Genomic DNA, 19,731 nt, shown 5'->3' with positions numbered 1-19,731 from the left:
TATCGTGACGATCCGCCTTTCGTTTGTTCGGTAATGCCCATGCCTTTACGGCTTCGTGTAATCGCCTGTGTGGCGCTTGTTTCACTGGCGCCGCTCTCCGGCGCGCTTGCCCAAAACGACACGCCCCCCGTGCCGGCCGTGGCCAGCGCCCATCCGGCGGCGACCGCTGCCGGCATGGAAGTGCTCGACGCGGGCGGTAATGCCTTCGATGCCGCCGTAGCCGTTACCGCCGCGTTGGCCGTTGTCGAACCCCAGAGCTCGGGCCTGGGCGGTGGCGGCTTCTGGCTGCTGCACGACGCCGCTCAAGGCCGCGACGTCATGATCGATGGGCGCGAAGAAGCGCCGGGCGCTGCCAGTCACGATATGTATCTCGATGACGAGGGCCACTTCGTGCAACATCTGTCGCGCAACGGCGCTCTTGCTGCCGGCATCCCGGGTGAGCCGGCGGCACTGGCCCATATCGCGGAACGCTACGGCAAGCTCGATCTGGCCACCACCCTCGCACCGGCGATCCGACTCGCGCGTGACGGCTTCAAGATAAACAGCCATATGCATCGGCTCGCGCAATACCGCCAGGACGAGCTGGCCAAACACCCGGCCAGTGCCGCGCTGTTTCTGGGCGACAACGGCAAGCCGCTCGCCGCCGGCACGCGTTTGAAACAGCCCGATCTGGCGACAACGCTGGAAGCAATTGCCAAGCACGGCCGCGACGGCTTCTACGACGGCGATGTCGCCCGCCAGCTCGTCGAAGCGGTGCGCAGTGCCGGCGGCATCTGGAGCCGCCAGGACCTGGCCGATTACGACGTCGTCGAGCGCGAGCCCGTGCGTGGGACCTACCGCACCCCTGACGGCGAATACCAGATTGTTTCCGCTGCACCACCCTCCTCCGGCGGCGCCGTGCTTATTGAAGCGCTCAATATTCTCGAAGGCTTCGACTGGGGCGCGCTTGATGATGTTCAGCGCCGCCATGTCACCATAGAGGCCATGCGTCGCGCCTACCGCGACCGGGCCGTCTATCTGGGTGATCCGGATTTTGTCGATATGCCGATCGCCCGGCTCACCGATAAAAACTACGCTGCGGGCCTGCGCGTGGGCATTCGCAGCGATCGCGCGACCGCCAGCAACGAACTCGCTGGCGTGAGCGCCGATCACGCCAACGGCCATCACACCACCCACTTCTCGGTCATCGATGCCGAAGGCAATCGCGTAGCGGCCACCTTGTCGGTGAACTTTCCCTTCGGCTCGGGCCTGGTGGCGGCCGGTACCGGCGTGGTTCTCAACGACGAGATGGACGATTTCTCGGCCAAACCGCTGGCACCCAATGGCTATGGCCTGGTCGGCAGCGAAGCCAACGCGATCGCGCCCGGTAAACGCCCGCTGTCGAGCATGACGCCGACCTTCGTCGTGGGCGACGACCGCGAGATCGCGCTGGGTACGCCCGGCGGCAGCCGAATCACCACCATGGTGCTGCTCGGTGTGCTCGACTTCACGCATCGCGGCGATGCTGAAAGCGTTGTGGGCAAACCCCGCTACCACCACCAGTATCTGCCCGATCATGTCGAGTACGAACCGGGCGCGCTGTCGCCGGAAACGCTGGCCGGGCTGAAAAAACTCGGCCATAAGTTCGAGAAGGTGAATCGCCACTACGGCGATATGCATACCGTGATCTGGAACAAGGCCGACGGCACGATGGATGCCGCCTCCGACCCGCGTGGTATTGGGTGTGCGGCAATTGGTGATCAGGCGCCGGTTTGTGAGCATGAATCGCGGGACAAGGAAGTTACGACTTCGGAATGAGGCGTGACGTCGTGATAGAGCTCGCGCGCGAAACCGCGAGTTGAACTCGACTGTTCAAGCTCGAAGCTCGCGGGCTTCTAGCCATGGGCTTACGGCACTCACGAGTCTGTCGGACCTTTTGTTTCGCACTGTTGTGCGAGTCACTTATATTTGCTTGTCCAAATATAAGTAACCAACACGAAAGACACCCGGCACCGCGCCGGCTACGCCGGTCCACTCCGATGTTCACGTCGAAGGGATGCGGCCAGAACTCGGATCGCTTTCACGACCCTCAAATAGACTACACGCACCGGCGCAGTGCTAACGGCGCCCAATACAGGCAGGCAGTCAAGTTGGGCGTCGCAATGCGCCGGAGGCAGTTAGCCGTTTAGCCGCGAGGCATGTGCGTGATTTGCGCTAGCAGACGATATCCGTCAGGCGGCATCGACCGGCCGCGCCGAGGCCAGCCCTTCGCGGCCGCTTGGCACGCCAAAACGCTCCCGCAATCGTGCGGCTTCATCGAGAATCGAATCCTTCGCGGCAACCTCGAGCATTTCGCGCTCGCGATCCATACGCCGGATTTCGTTGCGCGGCCAGGCGTCGCGTTCTTCGCCGCGCGGCATGTTGGAGGTCGATAGAAACAGGCTGTAGATCGCCGGATAATCGGCTTGGGCACCGCCGGGCGCATGGTAGTGATCGAGCAGTACCTTGAGCCGAATCGCGCCTTCGGACAGATTCAACTCGCCGGTCAGCAGACTATCGGCGATGATGGCGATGCTGTATTCCAGGTCGGCCTCGGTTTCGGCCAGTACCGCGGCGTTGTGCGTCTCGCGCTCTTTTTGCTGGTTGATCACCCGCCACCACAGCCAGCCGGCATAGCCGGCCAGCGCCAGAATAACCACAGCCGCGAGTATGGCGAGCCATATCATCACCACTTAGCGCTGCTTGTCGGCACCGCCCACAGGGCCGGGGCGTAGGGCATATTGCTCGGTGATATCGATCGTCGACAGGCCGGCACGGTTGTTCGGTCGAAACAGCACGATCTGGATCGCACGATCCGGATAGCTGAAGTACACGCGTGAGGTACTGGCGTCGCCGCTTACGCCGGTATCCGTACGTACCGCAGGTGTATCGCCCCCATTTGGCGCGCGCGAGAAAGCAGCGATCAGGCGTTCGATAGCCTGTTCGCCGTCTTCGCTACGAAACGAGCCGAGATTGCGGCTGACCCGGGTCAGTCGGTTGTCCCGGATCGTGAGCGTACCCACGGGTTTGCCATAGGTATCACGACCAACGACCACAGGCCCCTGCTTGGGAAAGAGCATGTAATGACCGTCCGCCTGGGCCGGTACGATATTGAAATGCGCGTTGGCGATGGCGAGCGTATCTGCCCGCGATGCACCCAGCTCCAGTGTCGTGCCACCGATGGACACGTTCTGGGCCGAAGCGAGTGGCGCAATCAACAATGCCCACAAACCCAGCGCCGCGTAAGTCCAATGATGTCGTGTCATGTTTTCACCTTGTCGTTGCTCGACCCCGTCCCGTGCATCTGGCAATCACTATGCCTGCAACCGGCCAAACGAGCGAGGCCCGCATATGCGGGCCTCGACTGACATCGGCGTTATGCGTGGCGCGTACCGGCCACGCGAGCACCGGTACGGCGTGCGGCCACCTACGCGGCCGCGCCCTTGGAGACCGCCAACAGCATTTGGTTCATACGGCGCACGAAGGTGGCTGGATCATCCAGTTCGCCGCCTTCAGCCAGCACCGCCTGTTCGAACAACAGCTGCGAGAACGCTTCGAACTCGTCTTCGCCCTGCTCGCTGGCGAGCTTTTCGACCAGCGGATGCGTCGGGTTGATTTCCAGATGCGGCGCTGTGTTGGGCATTTCCTGACCGGCTTCCTTGAGAATCCGTTCGAGATGTGCCGAGATACCGTGCTCGTCGGCCACCAGGCAGGCCGGGGAATCGGTCAGACGATAGGTCACACGCACTTCGTTGACCCGCTCGCCGAGGGCTTTCTTGACGCGCTCGACCAGATCCTTGGATTCCTCTTCGAGCTTCTTCTGCTCGGCCTTTTCTTCCTCGGTTTCGGCATCGCCGAGATCGAGCGCGCCCTTGGCGACCGACTGGAAGGTCTTGTCTTCGTATTCGGTCATATGGGCCATGACCCACTCATCGACGCGGTCGGTGAGCAGCAGCACCTCGATATCCTTTTTCTTGAAGATTTCGAGATGCGGGCTGTGCTTGGCCTCGGCCAGCGTATCCGCGGTGATGTAGTAGATCTTGTCCTGGCCTTCGGCCATGCGGGCGATGTACTCGTCCAGAGACACGCCCGGATCCGCGCTTTCGTCCTTGGTGGTCTTGAAGCGCAGCAGCTTGGCGATCTTGGCCTGGTTTTCGTGGTCTTCGACAATGCCTTCCTTGAGCACCTGGCCGAATTCGTTCCAGAACGTCTGGTACTTCTCGGGCTCTTCGTCGTCCTTGGCCATGGACTCGAGCAAGCCCAGCACCTTCTTCACCGAGCCGGCGCGAATCTTGTCCAGCAACTGGTTGCTTTGCAGGATTTCGCGCGAGACGTTCAACGGCAGGTCGTTGGAATCGATGATGCCTTTCACGAAGCGCATGTAGCGCGGCATGAGCTTCTCGGCATCGTCCATGATGAACACGCGCTGCACATACAGCTTCACGCCGTGGGCCTTGCCGTTCGGGTCGAACAGATCGTAGGGCGCGCGCTTGGGAATATAGAGCAGGTTCGTATATTCCTGGCTGCCTTCGACCTTGTTGTGCGTCCAGGTCAGCGGGTCTTCGTAATCGTGGCAGGCATGCTTGTAGAACTCGGCATAGTCTTCGGCCGAGATTTCGGACTTGGGCTGTGTCCACAGCGGCGCACCGCGGTTGACCTGTTCCCAGCCGGCTTCCTTGCCCTCTTTTTCGTCTTCTTCGGACAGCTGTTCGCGCATCATGATCGGGAAGGCGATATGGTCCGAATAGGTGCGAACCAGATGACGCAGACGATAGTCGTCGAGGAATTCGTCCTCGCCCTCGCGTAGATGCAGCGTGACTTCGGTGCCGCGTTTTTCCTTATCGATGGTTTCCAGCGTGTATTCGCCGCCGCCGTCCGAGGTCCAGCGCACGCCGATCGACTCGCCGCCGTGACGGGTATCGACCACGACCTTCTCGGCCACGATGAACGCCGAATAGAAACCCACACCGAACTGGCCGATCAGGTGGGCGTCTTTCTTCTCGTCGCCGGACAGCGAATCCAGGAATGCCCGCGTGCCGGACTTGGCGATGGTGCCCAAGCGGTCGATGACCTGCTCGCGGGTCATGCCAATGCCGCTATCACCGATGGTGACGGTGCGCGCGTCCTTGTCGTAGTCGATCCAGATCTTGAGTTCGGGATCGTTTTCGAACAGGGCATCGTTCTTCAGGCCTTCGAAGCGCAGCGTATCCAGCGCGTCGGAGGCGTTGGAGATCAGCTCGCGGGCAAAGACCTCCTTGTTCGAATACATCGAATGGATCATCAGCTGCAGCAGCTGTTTGACCTCGGCCTGAAAGCCACGGGTTTCGGTGTTCTGGTTTTCGCTCATGGCGGTATTCGGTGGTTGTGAAACGGTGAGTGGGCGGCGATCACCCGACAAACTATCGCCTTGATAGCCGTCAGTGCGGCCCGCGAGGCCGGTTTTCAAGCGTCACGCACTGCATAGCAACATGAAGGCCTTGCACTGGGGGCGTCGTGTCCGGATGATGCGCGCTCTCAATTTTCAGCCGGCGTGCCCATGGCCTATACCGATCAAACACCGATGAACACGCTGCTGGCCGGCATGGCGGCCGTCGATGCCGAGGCCTGTCACGAGTTCGCACGGCGCCAGCATGCGGCGGGCCACGGCGACGATCTGAAAACCGCCGCCGCGTTGCTACACGATCAAGCGTTTGCTGCCCAGCTGGATCGACCGGCCGAACTGGTCGAATGGAAATATCCGGAACACTTCGAGCCGGTCGATCAGACCATGCTCACCACGCTGCTACAGGCCGCCTCCAACGGCGAACGCGAGAACGTACGCGCAACCGTTGCCGAACAGCGCTTTGCAGATATCACCGCGCTTTCCAGCATCGCCAACTACCTGACGCGCGCCTGCGAACAGTTCAGCCATTTCGGCGCCCGCCGACCCGATCCCCAGCAATCGCTGTTCTAGAAAGTCGCGTACGGCACGCCCGTCTGTGATCCGTTCAGTCCATCGTTAATACGACCCGAAAACGCGCTTCGTTGTTGATCATGCGGGCATAGGCCGCGCCGACCTCGGCCAACGGATAGGTCTCGATTCGGGTTTCGATATCACGCAGCGCCGAAAACCCCAGCGTGTCCTGTGAATCCTGCGGCGCGCCGCTGGGATGGCCGGCTACGCTGCGCCTGGCCATGAGCAGTTGAAACGGCGATACCTCGATCGGATCAGGCGATGCCCCCACCACGAGCAGTTGGCCGTTCACGCCGAGCCCGTCGATAACCGAACTCATCAATTCGGGATTGGGCGCGGTGGCCAGAATCACCCGCGCGCCACCGAGCTTCTGCAGTGCATCAGCCGCATCTTCAGCTTCGGTATCGATATAGGTATCGGCGCCGAGTTCGAGGGCCAGTTCCTTCTTGTCGGTACCGCGCGAGAGCGCCACGGTATGAAAGCCCATGGCATTCGCGTACTGCACACCCAGGTGGCCGAGGCCGCCGACACCGAGCACGGCCACGATATCGCCCGGCTGCGCGCCCGAGTTGCGTAGCGCGTTGTAGGTGGTCACGCCCGCACACAGCAACGGCGCGGCCGCCACGGAGGTCAATTCGTCCGGAATGGCAACCAACGCCTCGGCCGGCGCGATCATGTACTCGGCATAACCGCCGTCGTAGGAAATACCGCAGATCTGCTGGTTCGCGCAGGTGACGAAATCGCCGCGCCGGCAGGAATCGCAGGCGAAACAATGACCGCCGTGCCAGCCGACGCCCACGCGCTGGCCGGCCTGCCAGTGGTCGACATTATCGCCGATGGCGTCGATCACCCCAGCCACTTCGTGACCGGGCACGCGCGGGTAATCGAGCCCCGGAAAACCGCCGTCCTTGACGAACGCATCGGAATGACAGATGCCGCAGGCTTCGATCTTCACACGAACCTGGTCCGGACCGGGATCGGGAATGTTGCGATCGACCAATTCGAAATCGCCGCCGGCCGTGCTGATCTGAGCTACCTTCATTTGCGCCATGACACCCAACTCCTGTGGTTTGGCTGAACGCTATCGACCATACCACCGCGCGCGGCGAGCGCATGTTCACGCGCACATCTGCATACGAGGCTTGCCTCGGACGAACGGGCATCGCAAGATCGCGCCATGTCGATACGTCAAATCAGTGCCGTCACGCTGTTCGTGACGGACATGGCACGCAGCTGTGCCTTTTATCAGGGTCTGGGATTCGAGCTGAAATTCGGCGGCGAGGACGCCGGCTTTTCGAGCTTCTATGCCGGCGAGAGCTTCGTGAACCTGAGTGCGGGCGACAAGGCACGGCCTGGCGGCGGACTGACGATTTTTCATGTCGACGACGTGGACGCCCAGCATGCGCGTGCACTCGCGGCCGGGCTCAAACCGGATTTTGCGCCTGCCGACGCGCCCTGGGACGAACGCTATTTTCATATCCGCGATCCGGACGGCTACACGCTGTCGTTCGCCACACCGCTGGCCGAATACCGGCGCCATAAACGCCGCCTGCGCGAATGTATCGGCATCGATGGCTGCCCGGGCGGCTGGGTCGCGGTATCGCACGAGGGCGCCTTCGTCGAGCGCGACTTGTCTGCCCTGCTCAATCGGCTCGCACCGGCGGTCGTCGCCATCGATATGCCAATCGGGCTGGCCGACGAACAACAGACCCGCGCCTGCGATCATGCCGCCCGACAATTGCTCGCCGGTCGCCGCGCGACCAGTGTGTTCCCGACGCCGGTGCGCGCCGCGTTACTCGGGCGAAATCACAGCGAAGCCAGCGCCATCAACGCCGAATACTGCGGCAAGCGCCTGTCGGCCCAGACCTACAACCTGCTGCCCAAGATTCGTGAACTCGACGACCTGCTGCGCCGTTCGGCGTACTGGCAGGCGCGCCTCCACGAAACCCATCCGGAAGTCAGCTTCGCGGCCATGAACGCCGGCGAGGCGCTGACCGACCCCAAGCACAGTGCCACCGGCCATGCACGTCGGCGCGAACTCATTGCCGCCCACTTCGGGCGCGACGCGTTCGCCAACGCGCGCACGCTCGTATCCAGACAACAGGCCAACGACGACGACATCGCCGATGCCTTTGCCTGCCTGTTCACCGCCGAGCGCATCGCAAACGACGAACACGTGACCCTGCCCGACGCGCCGGAATACGACAGCGAAGACCTGCCGATGCGTATCGTTTACTAGCTAAGCCGCTAGCTGCCGAACAACTGTCCGACGATACGAAAACCGGCGATATACGTGCCGGCCGCGGAACCCACGGTGGAAAAAACGAACACGAGCAACGTGCGCGACACACGGTTCTTCCACCAGCCAGTGGCTTTGGTCACGTCACTCTTGAGCGTGGAGAAATCGCCAACGCGCGGCTTGCGTAGCCACAATTCGGCCGCCGCGGTGACCATGCCGGCGCCAATGGTCGGGTTGAGAGAGGTCAGCGGTGCCGCAATGAACGCCGTGACCACCGTCAATGGATGGGCGAGCGCCAACGCCGCGCCAACGGCGGACAGCGCGCCGTTGATGACCACCCACTCGATCACCATCTGCTGACCCAGCCCGGCGCTGCGTGAAAAACCGATCGCGAACCCGATGAATACCAGCGCCACCACGATCCACGGCAACCATTTCACCCAGGTCGCACCCGGCGGCACACGATCGAGTTCGGTCACGACCTCGCCCGGATCGTCCATACCGGCTTCGAGATAACGCGCCAGACCTTTCAGATGGCCCGCACCCACCACCACCAGCGTATGCCGAGAAGGCGTACGCTTGAGCAGCTGGGCCGCCATATAACGGTCGCGCTCGTCGATGAGCGTTTCGTGCATGGTGGCGGATTCGGCGGCGAATTCGTTGAAGGTCGATTCGAGCATGTCGCCTTCCTTGAGGCGCTCGATATCGGATTCCTCGATCTTTTCGCGCGAGAGCAGGCTGGCGAACAGCGCGCCCAGCGTGCTCATGCGCTGCCACCACGGAATACGCCGGTACACACGCTTGAGGGTGATGCCGATATTGCGATCGACCAGCACGAGTGGCAGATCGGCAGCCGCACAACTCGTGATCGCCGCCCGCATCTCGGCGCCCGGCTCGATACCGAACTGATCGGCCAGACGCTGCTGATACGCCCCCAGCGCGAGGTTGGCGGCAACCATGCCGGCCTTGCCCTGGCGCAGCACCTGGAACAGATCCATCTGCTCCAGTTCGCCGGCGCGCGTGAGCGCCGCGTGGCGCGCATCGCACAGCTCGATCGCGACCGTATCGTAAGCGCCGGTTTCGATTTCGTTTTGCACTTCTTCGGCACTGGCACGCGAGACGTGAGCCGTGCCCAGCAACGTGTACTTGTGCTCGCCGCGCATGACCACGCGCCGCGGGCCGCCGGTGTGCGCGTCGGCCGCGCTATCCATATCCGTCATATCTGACCTTGTCGACGCCATCGGGCGCGCTTGTGCAACCGTCTGTTTCAGGCGGCGCCGCTAAAAGTTGTTCGGATTGCCCTCGACGAGCGTGCCCTTGCCCTGAACCTCGTCCTGGCGATGCCACTCCAGCGACTGGCCATCGATCTTCACGCTATAACAATCGATCTGTAGCGCTTCGTCATAGTCGAAACACAGCTGATCGTCCTTGATCGTCCAGCGCGCTTCGTAGCTCGGCCCGCGAATCGTACCGTCCGGCGCATAGAACTCGGTATAGGCACTGTCGGGCGACATCGTGCCGGTCACCGTGTTGCCGATCACGCGCTCGCGAATGGTATCGGCGCTGGCAAAGCCGTCCGCGGCCGCAGTGTCAGCACTCGCCGACGCGTCATCGGCGGCTTGGCTATCGTCGTCGCTGCCGCAGCCGACCAGTACCAAAGCCAGCGTTGCCACGATCGCGAACCCGGCATATCGGGCAAGGCCGGATCGCACCGACACGAAACTCGGAGTTTGCTGCACGACGATTCTCCAGAAGATGGTGTCGACGATGGTAGCGGTTTCGCAGGCGAGCGTCAGCGCAAACGGTATACAAGGCAGTCGACGACCACTAATATTTGCGAATCGTTCTCAATAACACGCTGAAGCTTCGGCTTTTCCCGGGGGATTCGTCTTGCGATATTTATCGGCGCACGCAGCACGCGCATTTCATCACGTCGTCATACCGAGCCTTGGCGCAAGCCTGTTGTGTAGCGGTATGGCCGTCGCGCAGGAGGCTGTGCAAACCACGGGTACCGAGACACTGTCCACGATCCAGGTCGAGGGCGAATCGCAGGTGGAAACGGCGACCAGCCCGGTCGAGGGCTATACCGCCAAGCGTACGCGCTCAGCAACGAAAACCGACGCGCCGCTGGCGGAAACGCCGCAATCGGTATCGGTGATTGCCGCCGACCAGATTCAGGCCCAGGGCGCGCGCGATATCCGCCAGGTGTTGCGCTATGTGTCGGGCGTGGTACCCGAATTGCGTGGCAACGTGGCCAGCCGTTACGACCAGCTGACGTTGCGCGGTTTCCAGCCGGACACCTATCTCGACGGGCTCAAGCAGCTCGGTTATTTCTATACCATTCCCAAGACCGATCCTTACCTGCTGGAACGCGTCGAGGTCGTCAAAGGCCCGGCATCCGTACTCTACGGCCAGACACCGCCCGGTGGGCTCATCAATCTGGTGTCCAAGCGCCCGACCGAGGATCCGACCAACGAGTTTTATCTGGAAACCGGCAACGACAGCCGACTGGGCGCCGGCTTCGATATCGGCGGCGCGCTCGACGAAGAAGGCGATGCGCTCTATCGCGTGGTTGCCACCGGCAGTCGCCGCAATGGCCCGCAGGAGACGGTCGAGACCTCCAATTTCTCGATCGCGCCGTCGCTGCGTCTGCGCCTGTCGGACGACACCGAACTCACGCTACTGGCCAAGTACCGCAACGATCCGGACTCCGGCTCCTACGGCGCACTGCCCTATCAAGGCACGGTCGATCCATTGGCCGACGGCAGTAAGCTAGCGCGCGATTTCTACGACGGCGACGAAAACTTCGAAAGCTTCGACCGCAAGACGCTTCAGCTCGGCTACGAGTTCTCGCACTGGTTCAACGACAGCCTGCAGTTCCGCCAGAACTTTCGCTTTCGCGATGCCGAGGTGGATTACCGCAGTGTCTATGGCTCAGGGCTGAGCGACGACGGCACCACGCTCACCCGTGGTACGGCCGCTTCGCAGGAAAACGTCAACGGCATCCTGATCGACAACCAGTTGCTGGGTTATGTCGATACCGGCCCGGTCGCACACACGCTCCTGGGCGGGTTCGATTACCAGAATCTCGACGCCGATCGCTACTACGGGCTGGGTGACTCGCGCGACAGCACTTCGCCACCACCACCCGACCTTTCGATCAACAACCCAGACCATAGCCAGACGATTTTGCCGCCTGCCCGTGACCGTTACGAATTCGATCAAGACCAGATCGGCTTCTACCTTCAGGACCAGGCCAAAATCGGCCGGCTCACCATGCTTGCCGGCGGCCGTTACGACGTGATCGATACCACGGCCGTGGGCCCGGGCACAGACACACGCGATACGCGTACCGATCGCGCCTTCACCGGCCGCCTGGGCACGCTGTACGCGTTTGATAACGGTATTGCCCCTTACGTCGCCTATACGGAATCCTTTCAATCGCCGGCCACCAGCGGCACCCAGCCGGGCGTGCTTGATCCGACCGAAGGCGAGCAGTACGAGGCGGGAGTAAAATTTCAGCCGCGCGGCAGCAACGCGCTGGTCACGCTATCGGCCTTCGAGCTAACCCAGAAGAATGTCACCGGTCCGCAACAGCCGGACGGCACCGTCTCACAGACCGGCGAAGTGCAAGTGCGGGGTTTGGAGATCGACGGCAAGGCAAGCCTTACCCGTGGCCTCGATCTATCCCTGGCCGCCGCCTATCTGGATTCCGAAGTCACCAGCGCAGAAGATGGCACCCAAGGCAACGAATACCAACGCACACCGGACTACACGGCCTCGGCCTGGCTCGATTACACCCAGCCGAGCGGCGCCTGGAAAGGCGCGGGCGGCGGCGTGGGCGTACGCTACGTCGGCGAGCAGCAGGTCAGCAATACCAACGAGCAGCAGGTGCCCGACTACACCGTCGCCGATGCCGCCCTGCATTACGAGCTGGGCGGTCTCGATCCGGCGTACGAGGGTTGGCGCGTAGGACTGAACATGCAGAACATATTCAACAAGAAATACGTTTCGTCCTGCCTGAGCTCCAACTTCTGCTATTACGGCTATGGCCGCGAAACCACCGCCACGGTGAGTTATCGCTGGCAGTAAAGCGGCGATACGCCTGACCGAGAAGCGGCCCCAGTGGCCGCTTTTTAATTTGCGCACAACCTAATAGCGTCCCCGCGACAGTTGCACTAACAAATCTCATATGCATAATGCGAATCGTTCGCATTTGCATCCCAGCGGTTGCTAAATGGAACGAAGGGAAACCTTCATCTCGGTGGATTGCGCGGCCCTGACGGGCCGCGCTCTTTTATGCACGTGCAGATGAACATTCATCGGTAGCGCCTGCCCGGCGTCGGCCGATATTCGATTGGGGGCCGCCATCATGAATTGCTCGCACGCCATGCGTGGCGTTGTCGTTTGCACGTCCGTTGCTCGCAGCCACGACTCGCGCTCGGCCATTCCGGCCATGCCCATACCACTGTTTCGTCAGGCGAAACGATGAGCACTATCGACCGCTTTCGTGCGATCGACCCGATCTTTCAGCTGCACTGGTTTATCGGCATCACCGCCGGCATCGTGCTGATGCTCATCGGTATCACCGGCGGCCTCATGTCGTTCCAGGAAGATATCCTGGAATGGATCAACGCGGACCAGGTCGCACACTTCGAAAACGATCAGCGGCTTAGCCCGCCGGCGCTGATCGCACGTTACGAAGCCGAACATCCCGGCCACGCGGTCAGCAGCCTCTTCTGGCGCCAGGATCGCCCCTATCCCGTATTTCTGGGTTATCGCACGCCGGAGACGACCGGCCGCCGTGGCGAACGCGCCATGCTCGATCCGACCACCGCCGAGCCGATCGGCATGCTACGCGGCCAGTGGACGTTCGGCCTGATTCGCCAGTTGCACCAGCGACTGGCCGCCGGAGCTACGGGCAAGTTCATTGTCGGTATTTCGACGATCGCGCTGGTGCTGCTATCGATCACCGGCCTGTGGATTCGCTGGAAGCGTCGCCCACGACAAGGCTGGCGCTGGGTCTGGCCGCGCGCGCTCGGCGGCAAGCTGGCCGGCGAATGGCATGCCGTGCTGGGTCTGTGGGCGCTGCTGGCCTACCTGATCGCATCGCTGACCGGGCTATGGTGGTCTTTCGACTGGTATCGAGACGGTGCCAAGGCGCTCTTCGAAAGCGAAACCCCGGCGCACGTCGAACTCGCACAGGACACCGCAGGCGTGGATATGGACCGTATCTGGGCCTCGATCGCGCCGCGGCTTGGCGATGCGAAGTCGGTATTCATCCGCCTGCCGGGCGAAGCGCGCGATCCGGTGGAAGTGCATTACGTACCAGCCAACGCGTTTCATCGCTATGCGGACGATGAGTTATTCGTTCACCCATCGAGCGGCGAAATTCTCGGCGAGGCACGTTTTGCAGACGAAGCCACCGGCAACCAGCTGCTGACCAGCCTCTATGCCCTGCATATGGGGGCCTTCTTCGGCACGCCGGGCGTCATCGTGATGATGCTCGCCAGCTTCGCCATGCCGGTTTTCTTTGTCACCGGCCTGTTGCTGTATCTGCGCCGTCGCCGCATGAAGCGACAGGTGGCGGCTACACCGTCTGTTCATGCCGATGCGCCACCCGGCGCCGATACGTTGCTTGTGGCCTATGCCAGCCAGAGCGGGCTCGCCCAGCGCATTGCCGGCCAGACCGCGGCCGCGCTGCAATCGGCCGGGCGCGCTGTACGCATGTCCGGCCTCAACGAAATTCAGCCGGCATCACTGCGGGATCACCGTCAGGCGCTGTTCGTGGTCAGCACCCACGGCGACGGCGATGCGCCGGTGGCCGCGCGTGCTTTCGACCGCCGATTCTGCAGCGCGACCACACCGCGCCTGGAAGAACTCGACTATGCACTGTTGTCGCTGGGCGATACCGACTATGCCGACAGCTACTGTGCTTTCGGGCGCCGGTTCGATCGCGCGCTGCGCGAACGCGGCGCGCGCACACTCATCGCGCCGATCGAAGTCGACAAGGCGGATGCCACCGCACTCGCCGATTGGCATGCCGCCCTGGCCGGACTGTTTGGCACGACCAACGCGGATGTCGAACCGGTTTTCGACCGCTGGCGGCTGGCCGCACGCCGCATTCTCAATCCCGACAGCCTGGGCGGACCAACCGCCTGTTTGCGACTCGAACCCATCGAGGCGAGCGCCACACACTGGCAGGCGGGCGATATCGTCGAAATTCGGCCGCGCCAGCCGCAGGCGACGGTTGAGGCCTGGCTGCAACAGCACGGCATCGACGGCGAGACCCCGGTCGTTCACGCGGACCGCGCACAGCCGCTGCGCAGCGCCTTGGCTGACCGTCACTTGCCGGATGATGTCGCGGGCGTACCAGCCGATGTGCAGACCTGGTTCGATGGCCTCGCGCCGCTGGCCGCGCGTGATTACTCGATCGCCAATATCGGTAACGGCGCCATCGAATTGCTGGTGCGCCTGGCACGTCACGAATATGGAACCGGCCTGGCGTCCGGATGGCTGATCGAGCGTGCCGAAATCGGCGACACGGTCGAGCTGCGGCTGCGCGCGAACCCGGGCTTTCGTGGCGACGCGAAAACACAACGAAGCCCGGCCATCTTCATCGGCAACGGCACCGGCATGGCCGGACTGCGCAGCCATCTGCTGGAGCGCATGGACAAAGGCCAGCACGCCAACTGGCTGCTGTTCGGCGAACGCCAGCGCGCGGTCGATTTCTACTACGGCGAGCGCCTCACCGCACGGCACCACAGCGGCGAAATCGCCCATCTCGATACCGCGTTCTCACGCGATGCCGACGACGGGCGCTACGTCCAGCACGCGCTCGCCGAACACGCAGATCGTCTGCGTGACTGGATCGCCAACGGCGCGTTCGTATTCGTGTGCGGCAGCCATGACGGCATGGCCGCCGGCGTGACCCAGACGCTCACCGAAATCCTCGGCGCCGAGACCGTCGAGCAACTCAACGAGGCCGGGCGTATTCGCATGGACGTCTACTAGCCGCCGCAGGCGCACACCAAAAACACGTGGCCATATTTTTCAGGGGGGATTCGTGAACGAACGTTTCAACGGTTTGACTCTTCGACGAGCCGACATACGCATCGCCAGTGCACTGGCACTGACGCTTACCGCGGCGACCGCCAGCGCACAGACCGATACCGCGCCGACCCCGCTGGCGCCGATCGATATTCAGGGGGCTGGCATCGACCGCGCCTATGCGCCGGTCGACGGTTATGTGGCCGAACGCAGTGCGACCGCCACCAAAACCGATATCCCGCTTATCGAATCCCCCCAGGCGGTGAGCGTGATCGGCCGCGACCAGTTGGAGGATCGCGATGCCGACAGCCTGACCGAAGCCGTGGAATACAGCCCCGGTATCGCGGTGCTCAATCGCTTCAATAACAACATCATTGATTCCATCGGCATCAACATCCGCGGCTTCCAGGCGTCCGATGCCACCTATCGCGATGGCACCCGCCTGTTTGCCGGCCTGCCCTACGACGCGCCGATCGAAACCTATGGCCTGGAGCGCGTCGAGGTGCTGCGCGGCCCGGCATCGGTGCTTTATGGCCAGGGCCAACCCGGCGGCATCATCAATCTCGTAACCAAACGCCCGACCGCGACACCGCTGCGCGAAGTCGGCCTGGAAATGGGCAGCGATCATCACAAGCAGCTCAAGGGCGACGTGGGCGGACCCATCGACGCTGAGGGCCATTGGCGCTACCGCCTCACCGGACTGATACAGGACGCTGATTCGCCGATCGATTACATCGAGAACGATCGTGTCTATATCGCGCCCGCTCTGACCTGGGCACCGAGCACACGCACCGAGTTGACCCTCCTGGCCGACTATCAGAAGAACGAATCCGACTACTACTGGACCGGCTTTCCGCGCCGTGGCACGAAATACGATAGCGACAACGGTCGCATTCCGGACGATCGTTATATCGGCATACCTGGCCTGGGCGGCTACGATTCGGAAGTCTATTCCGTGGGCTATCTATTCGAGCAGCTTATCGGCGACCACTTCACTTTCCGCCAGAACGCGCGTTATCGGCATATCGAATACGACGTGGTCGACGTGTTTCGCGACTATTCCCCAAATCCCGACGATCCAGCCGATCCCCTCTACCCGCTGAACGAGGATCTCACCGAACTGTCTCGCGACGCACGCCTGCGCTTCGACGAAGGCGATACCGTCACCGTCGACAATCAGCTCCTCACCGAACTCTCGCACGGGGGTTCGAACACAGCCTGCTCGTAGGCCTGGACTACAAGACCCTCGACTACGAAGCCCGTAACAGCGGCTTTGGCAACCCCACCACTGATATCCCGCCACTGGATCTCTACGATCCCGATTACAGCCAGCCCTATTCGCTGCCGACGACCTTTACCCGCAGCCGAACCGAAGCCGATCAGTACGGACTCTACGTCCAAGATCACGTGAAATACGGCGACCACTGGGCGTTGACCGCCGGCGCGCGCCAGGACTGGGTCAGCGAAGAATCGCTGGGCGCCGACGAGAACGATCAGAACAACCTGAGTTGGCGTGCGGGCCTGGTCTATCTGGCCGACAACGGCCTGGCGCCCTACATGAGCTATAGCGAATCGTTCACGCCGCAATACGGCAACAACGACGTCACCGGCGCCAGCTACGAGCCGATCTCCGGCGAGCAATACGAAATCGGGCTGCGCTATCGACCGGTCGGCTGGGACGCATCCTTCGAGATCGCCGCCTTCGATATCAGCCGCGAGAACGAACTGGTCGCGCTACCCAGCAATCCGAGTGTCCAGGACCAGATCGGCGAGACGCGCTCGCGCGGCGTCGAGTTGGGCGCCGAACTCGATCTCACGCGCGGACTGTCGGCCATTGCGAGCTATACCTGGAATGAAGTCGAAGTCGTGGAGGCCGGCGGCGCCCAGGTCACCAACGGCAAGCGCGTCGTCGACCGCCCCGAACATATCGCCAAACTCTGGCTCGACTATACGTTCCAGCAGCCCGTGCTCGACGGGCTGGGCGTCGGCGCGGGCATACGCCATCGCGGCTCGGCGTTCAGTAATGCCGACAACACTGCGCGCTATCCGTCGGCGACGCTCGTCGACGCGGCCATACGCTATGAATTCGACGACGTACGCCTGCAGCTATCGGCGAAAAACGTCTTCGACGACGTCAAGATCTATTGCACCGGTAATGAGCCAAGCTCGTTCTGCGACTACGGCGTCGGCCGCGAGGTGCTGGGCAGCATCACCTATCGCTGGAACTAGCGAAGTCGCCCGCCCGCTCCGCAGCCCGGTGCGGGCCTCTCAGCCACGGCGTTCGAGTTGAAAATCCAGATTCTGGCGTACGGCCGGCCACTCGTGCGCCAGGATCGAGAACACGACGGTATCGCGCAGGATGCCGTCGTCGCTGATCTGGTGATTGCGCAGCACGCCGTCCTGTTTGGCGCCCAGACGGGCAATGGCTGCCCGCGAGGCGCGATTGTGCCAATGGGTACGAAATTCGATCGCGATCGCATCGAGCTGTTCGAACGCATGCGCGAGCATCAGGCGTTTGCATTCGGTATTGAGTGCCGTGCGCTGAAAGCGCTGGGCGTACCAGGTATAGCCGATCTCGGCCCGACGGTTGCCGGCATCTACATGACAGAAACGCGTCGACCCGATCACCGTATCGCTGGCGCGATCGCGCACGGCAAACGCAAGACCGCCCGCCGCCTGCTCAGCATGTGCCCCGTCGATATAAGCCTCGACCGCGTCCGGCGCCGGGACGAAGGTGTACCACAGCCGCCAGAGTTCGCCGTCCCGTACGGCCTCGGCCAGCTCGGACTCATGCTCGTGCCCAAGCGGCTCCAGCAGCACGCGTTCACCGGTCAGAACCGTTGGCTCGATCCCGCTTTTCATATTGCACTCAATATTATTGCAGCAATTAAAATAGCGTGCACATACAACAATTTACTCGCCCCTGCTATTCTTTTATGCCCTAGATCAGCGAGTTACGCAACGAACGTCTCATTGAATAGTGAGACACAGCCAGCCGTTATGCATTCGCGTAACCCACACATGGCAGCAGATCGCACGCGATGCCCGGCCCTGATCGACATAGCCACAGTCGCTGGAGCGCGCCTGCGCTCTGAATTCAAACGTTGTAGCACGCGATGAATCGAGCTCGATGGATTGCAGGCGTGCTTTTGGTCGCCGGTCTGGGCGCGCCGTGTATAGCGCGATAGCACCGCATGAAGACATGCTCGACTTCGACCCGGCGCTCGACGAGACACATCATTACGACGAGGTGCCCGGCACTGCCTGGGCACAGCAGGCGGCCGCGCATAGCGTCGGCGATTACGTGGACGACAGCGGCCGGATTCGTATCTGGGGCAATGTCGCCCAGCTGTTGACGCTCGATTACGAAGCGCCCAGCGCAAAACGCCGCTGGCCGCATCCTGTCCACGGGTCGGCTAGCCGCAACACAACGGCGCGCCGAAACCCCGCGCAGCACGAGACCACACCATGAAACAATCGCTCGGATTCGCCGGTATTGCATTGCTGGTCATCGCCTGTGCCGGCGCTGTCTGGTGGCTCGCAAACAACGGTACGGGCGCATTCGACGCAGGGGCCGGCTCGAACACGACTTACGTCGTCGGCCACCGGGTGACCGAACACCCGCTCGATACCCACAGCTTCCAAGAAAGCGATGGCTCGAATCACGTATGACGGCGATCTGGCGCGCCGAGTCGGCGGCTTCGATATGCCTATCGAAAACGGCCGCCCGACCTTCGATCACGCAGCGGCCGAGGCGCGTACCCCGCTCGGCGACGAACTCGACGCGCCCGCGGGCAATCCGCTCGTCGCGCCCATCGTGGTGCCGACACTGCCCCGCCCCATCGACGACCAGGTAGGCGCTGAATACACGCTCGCGGCCTGGCGCGGGCTCAGCGATATCCGCTTTCGCGTAGAAGCTATCGACGACGACACCCTGAGCCTGCGTATCGAATCGACCGACGCCACACGCGCGCTCGATGCCGATGTCCAACCCGCCGCGCCGCCGGCGCATAGTGCAACGGCGGATCCATCCAGTTCGGCCCGCCGCTGGCGATGCCCATGCCGTCAATACGTACGGCATTGCGATAACCCGCACTGCCGCGATACTGGGTCTGTCCGCTGATGCCGCCATTGTCGAGCAGCGCGGCGTTGGGTACGTCGCGCAACGTGGACGCCGTATCGGCCTGTGCCGGCTCGGGCGAGCGCGTCTGGCGTTCGGCGGACGGTATCCGACCGTCGATATCGATCGTGTCCAGCACGATCGGCCATTGTGCCCAACCGGCAGTCGCCCATAGGCAGCCCGTTGCCAAAACACCGAAAGCGATACGCGACATGGTTCCCCCAAGGCTTAAAATTGGCGGAACCTTAGCGGCCGCAATCACTTGCGACCATGCGGCAAATCGTCGCAGCAGCCGTCCAAACGTGTTACGTATTTGTCGCGCACACGGCCTGACTGAAGCGGGATCAGCCA

General features: G+C 62.4%; 16 protein-coding genes and 1 pseudogene. 10 read left to right on the top strand and 7 right to left on the bottom strand.

Annotated elements, in window-relative coordinates:
* Positions 1-33: 33 nt before the first annotated feature.
* A complete protein-coding gene (gene ggt, locus SSPSH_RS08515) occupies positions 34-1,797 on the top strand; it encodes a gamma-glutamyltransferase (protein ID WP_006914808.1) in 1,764 nt (587 codons plus the stop codon).
* Between the two features lie 413 nt (positions 1,798-2,210).
* Here ggt and SSPSH_RS08510 read toward each other — a convergent pair whose 3' ends face one another.
* The 3 genes from SSPSH_RS08510 to htpG form a co-directional block, all read right to left on the bottom strand.
* Positions 2,211-2,705: a DUF2489 domain-containing protein gene (locus tag SSPSH_RS08510; RefSeq protein ID WP_021031607.1), complete on the bottom strand. Its 495-nt coding sequence runs from the start codon at positions 2,703-2,705 to the stop codon at positions 2,211-2,213.
* Positions 2,706-2,711: 6 nt separating this feature from the next.
* Entirely contained in the window at positions 2,712-3,284 is a 573-nt protein-coding gene (locus tag SSPSH_RS08505; protein ID WP_006914806.1) for a hypothetical protein, read from the bottom strand.
* Between the two features lie 161 nt (positions 3,285-3,445).
* The gene (gene htpG, locus SSPSH_RS08500) at positions 3,446-5,365 is read right to left on the bottom strand and encodes a molecular chaperone HtpG (protein ID WP_006914805.1); all 1,920 of its coding nucleotides are present in this window, start codon (positions 5,363-5,365) and stop codon (positions 3,446-3,448) included.
* 189 nt (positions 5,366-5,554) lie between these two features.
* Here htpG and SSPSH_RS08495 point away from each other — a divergent pair, with 189 nt between their 5' ends.
* Complete coding sequence (locus tag SSPSH_RS08495) at positions 5,555-5,971, top strand: hypothetical protein (protein WP_006914804.1); 417 nt, start codon at positions 5,555-5,557, stop codon at positions 5,969-5,971.
* Positions 5,972-6,005: 34 nt separating this feature from the next.
* Here the strand turns inward: SSPSH_RS08495 and SSPSH_RS08490 are convergent, their stop codons facing one another.
* Complete coding sequence (locus tag SSPSH_RS08490; RefSeq protein WP_006914803.1) at positions 6,006-7,022, bottom strand: alcohol dehydrogenase; 1,017 nt, start codon at positions 7,020-7,022, stop codon at positions 6,006-6,008.
* Between the two features lie 126 nt (positions 7,023-7,148).
* Here SSPSH_RS08490 and SSPSH_RS18410 point away from each other — a divergent pair, with 126 nt between their 5' ends.
* Positions 7,149-8,210 carry a DUF429 domain-containing protein gene (locus SSPSH_RS18410; protein WP_006914802.1) on the top strand — a complete coding sequence of 354 codons (1,062 nt, stop codon included), beginning with the start codon at positions 7,149-7,151 and terminating at the stop codon, positions 8,208-8,210.
* Between the two features lie 8 nt (positions 8,211-8,218).
* On the opposite strand, the gene SSPSH_RS08475 is transcribed toward SSPSH_RS18410, so the two are convergent.
* A complete protein-coding gene (locus SSPSH_RS08475; protein ID WP_006914801.1) occupies positions 8,219-9,430 on the bottom strand; it encodes a TraB/GumN family protein in 1,212 nt (403 codons plus the stop codon).
* Positions 9,431-9,490: 60 nt separating this feature from the next.
* The gene (locus SSPSH_RS08470; protein WP_006914800.1) at positions 9,491-9,949 is read right to left on the bottom strand and encodes a hypothetical protein; all 459 of its coding nucleotides are present in this window, start codon (positions 9,947-9,949) and stop codon (positions 9,491-9,493) included.
* A gap of 151 nt (positions 9,950-10,100) precedes the next feature.
* On the opposite strand from SSPSH_RS08470, the gene SSPSH_RS08465 reads away from it, so the two are divergent.
* From SSPSH_RS08465 to SSPSH_RS08445, 4 genes and pseudogenes are all read left to right on the top strand, one after another.
* Positions 10,101-12,302 (top strand): TonB-dependent siderophore receptor, encoded by a 2,202-nt coding sequence (locus SSPSH_RS08465; RefSeq protein WP_152522767.1) that lies wholly within the window; start codon positions 10,101-10,103, stop codon positions 12,300-12,302.
* A gap of 396 nt (positions 12,303-12,698) precedes the next feature.
* On the top strand, positions 12,699-15,224 hold the full coding sequence (locus SSPSH_RS08455) for a sulfite reductase flavoprotein subunit alpha (protein WP_006914797.1): 2,526 nt from the start codon (positions 12,699-12,701) through the stop codon (positions 15,222-15,224).
* 52 nt (positions 15,225-15,276) lie between these two features.
* Positions 15,277-15,804 (top strand): annotated as a pseudogene (locus SSPSH_RS19425) (TonB-dependent receptor plug domain-containing protein); the annotation flags it as partial.
* 422 nt (positions 15,805-16,226) lie between these two features.
* The gene (locus SSPSH_RS08445) at positions 16,227-17,489 is read left to right on the top strand and encodes a TonB-dependent receptor domain-containing protein (protein WP_084623524.1); all 1,263 of its coding nucleotides are present in this window, start codon (positions 16,227-16,229) and stop codon (positions 17,487-17,489) included.
* Between the two features lie 39 nt (positions 17,490-17,528).
* Here SSPSH_RS08445 and SSPSH_RS08440 read toward each other — a convergent pair whose 3' ends face one another.
* On the bottom strand, positions 17,529-18,122 hold the full coding sequence (locus tag SSPSH_RS08440) for a GNAT family N-acetyltransferase (RefSeq protein ID WP_006914794.1): 594 nt from the start codon (positions 18,120-18,122) through the stop codon (positions 17,529-17,531).
* A 310-nt stretch (positions 18,123-18,432) separates the two neighbouring features.
* Between SSPSH_RS08440 and SSPSH_RS08435 the strand changes: the two genes are divergently transcribed.
* Genes SSPSH_RS08435 through SSPSH_RS08425 form a run of 3 tightly spaced genes read left to right on the top strand, consistent with a single transcriptional unit; the run spans position 18,433 to position 19,383 of the window.
* A complete protein-coding gene (locus SSPSH_RS08435; protein ID WP_152522766.1) occupies positions 18,433-18,732 on the top strand; it encodes a hypothetical protein in 300 nt (99 codons plus the stop codon).
* Positions 18,729-18,932 (top strand): hypothetical protein, encoded by a 204-nt coding sequence (locus tag SSPSH_RS08430; protein WP_006914792.1) that lies wholly within the window; start codon positions 18,729-18,731, stop codon positions 18,930-18,932. Before SSPSH_RS08435 ends, SSPSH_RS08430 begins: the two co-directional genes overlap by 4 nt.
* Positions 18,913-19,383, top strand: a complete 471-nt coding sequence (locus SSPSH_RS08425; RefSeq protein WP_021031606.1) for a hypothetical protein — start codon at positions 18,913-18,915, stop codon at positions 19,381-19,383. The genes SSPSH_RS08430 and SSPSH_RS08425 overlap by 20 nt, the downstream gene beginning before the upstream one ends.
* Positions 19,384-19,731: the final 348 nt, after the last annotated feature.

The sequence above is a fragment of the Salinisphaera shabanensis E1L3A genome, from assembly GCF_000215955.2.
GTDB lineage: Bacteria > Pseudomonadota > Gammaproteobacteria > Nevskiales > Salinisphaeraceae > Salinisphaera > Salinisphaera shabanensis.
The sequence above is the reverse complement of the archived record's forward strand: the minus strand, read 5'-3'. Positions and strand labels throughout refer to the sequence as shown.

Excerpts from the sequence above, each read along its gene's own strand:
- SSPSH_RS08430 (WP_006914792.1), top strand. The coding sequence starts at position 18,729 with ATGAAACAATCGCTCGGATTCGCCGGTATTGCATTGCTGGTCATCGCC.
- SSPSH_RS08440 (WP_006914794.1), bottom strand. The coding sequence starts at position 18,122 with ATGAAAAGCGGGATCGAGCCAACGGTTCTGACCGGTGAACGCGTGCTG.
- SSPSH_RS08505 (WP_006914806.1), bottom strand. The coding sequence starts at position 3,284 with ATGACACGACATCATTGGACTTACGCGGCGCTGGGTTTGTGGGCATTG.
- SSPSH_RS18410 (WP_006914802.1), top strand. The coding sequence starts at position 7,149 with ATGTCGATACGTCAAATCAGTGCCGTCACGCTGTTCGTGACGGACATG.
- htpG (WP_006914805.1), bottom strand. The coding sequence starts at position 5,365 with ATGAGCGAAAACCAGAACACCGAAACCCGTGGCTTTCAGGCCGAGGTC.
- SSPSH_RS08495 (WP_006914804.1), top strand. The coding sequence starts at position 5,555 with ATGGCCTATACCGATCAAACACCGATGAACACGCTGCTGGCCGGCATG.
- SSPSH_RS08455 (WP_006914797.1), top strand. The coding sequence starts at position 12,699 with ATGAGCACTATCGACCGCTTTCGTGCGATCGACCCGATCTTTCAGCTG.
- SSPSH_RS08490 (WP_006914803.1), bottom strand. The coding sequence starts at position 7,022 with ATGGCGCAAATGAAGGTAGCTCAGATCAGCACGGCCGGCGGCGATTTC.
- SSPSH_RS08510 (WP_021031607.1), bottom strand. The coding sequence starts at position 2,705 with ATGATATGGCTCGCCATACTCGCGGCTGTGGTTATTCTGGCGCTGGCC.
- ggt (WP_006914808.1), top strand. The coding sequence starts at position 34 with ATGCCCATGCCTTTACGGCTTCGTGTAATCGCCTGTGTGGCGCTTGTT.
- SSPSH_RS08475 (WP_006914801.1), bottom strand. The coding sequence starts at position 9,430 with ATGACGGATATGGATAGCGCGGCCGACGCGCACACCGGCGGCCCGCGG.
- SSPSH_RS08425 (WP_021031606.1), top strand. The coding sequence starts at position 18,913 with ATGGCTCGAATCACGTATGACGGCGATCTGGCGCGCCGAGTCGGCGGC.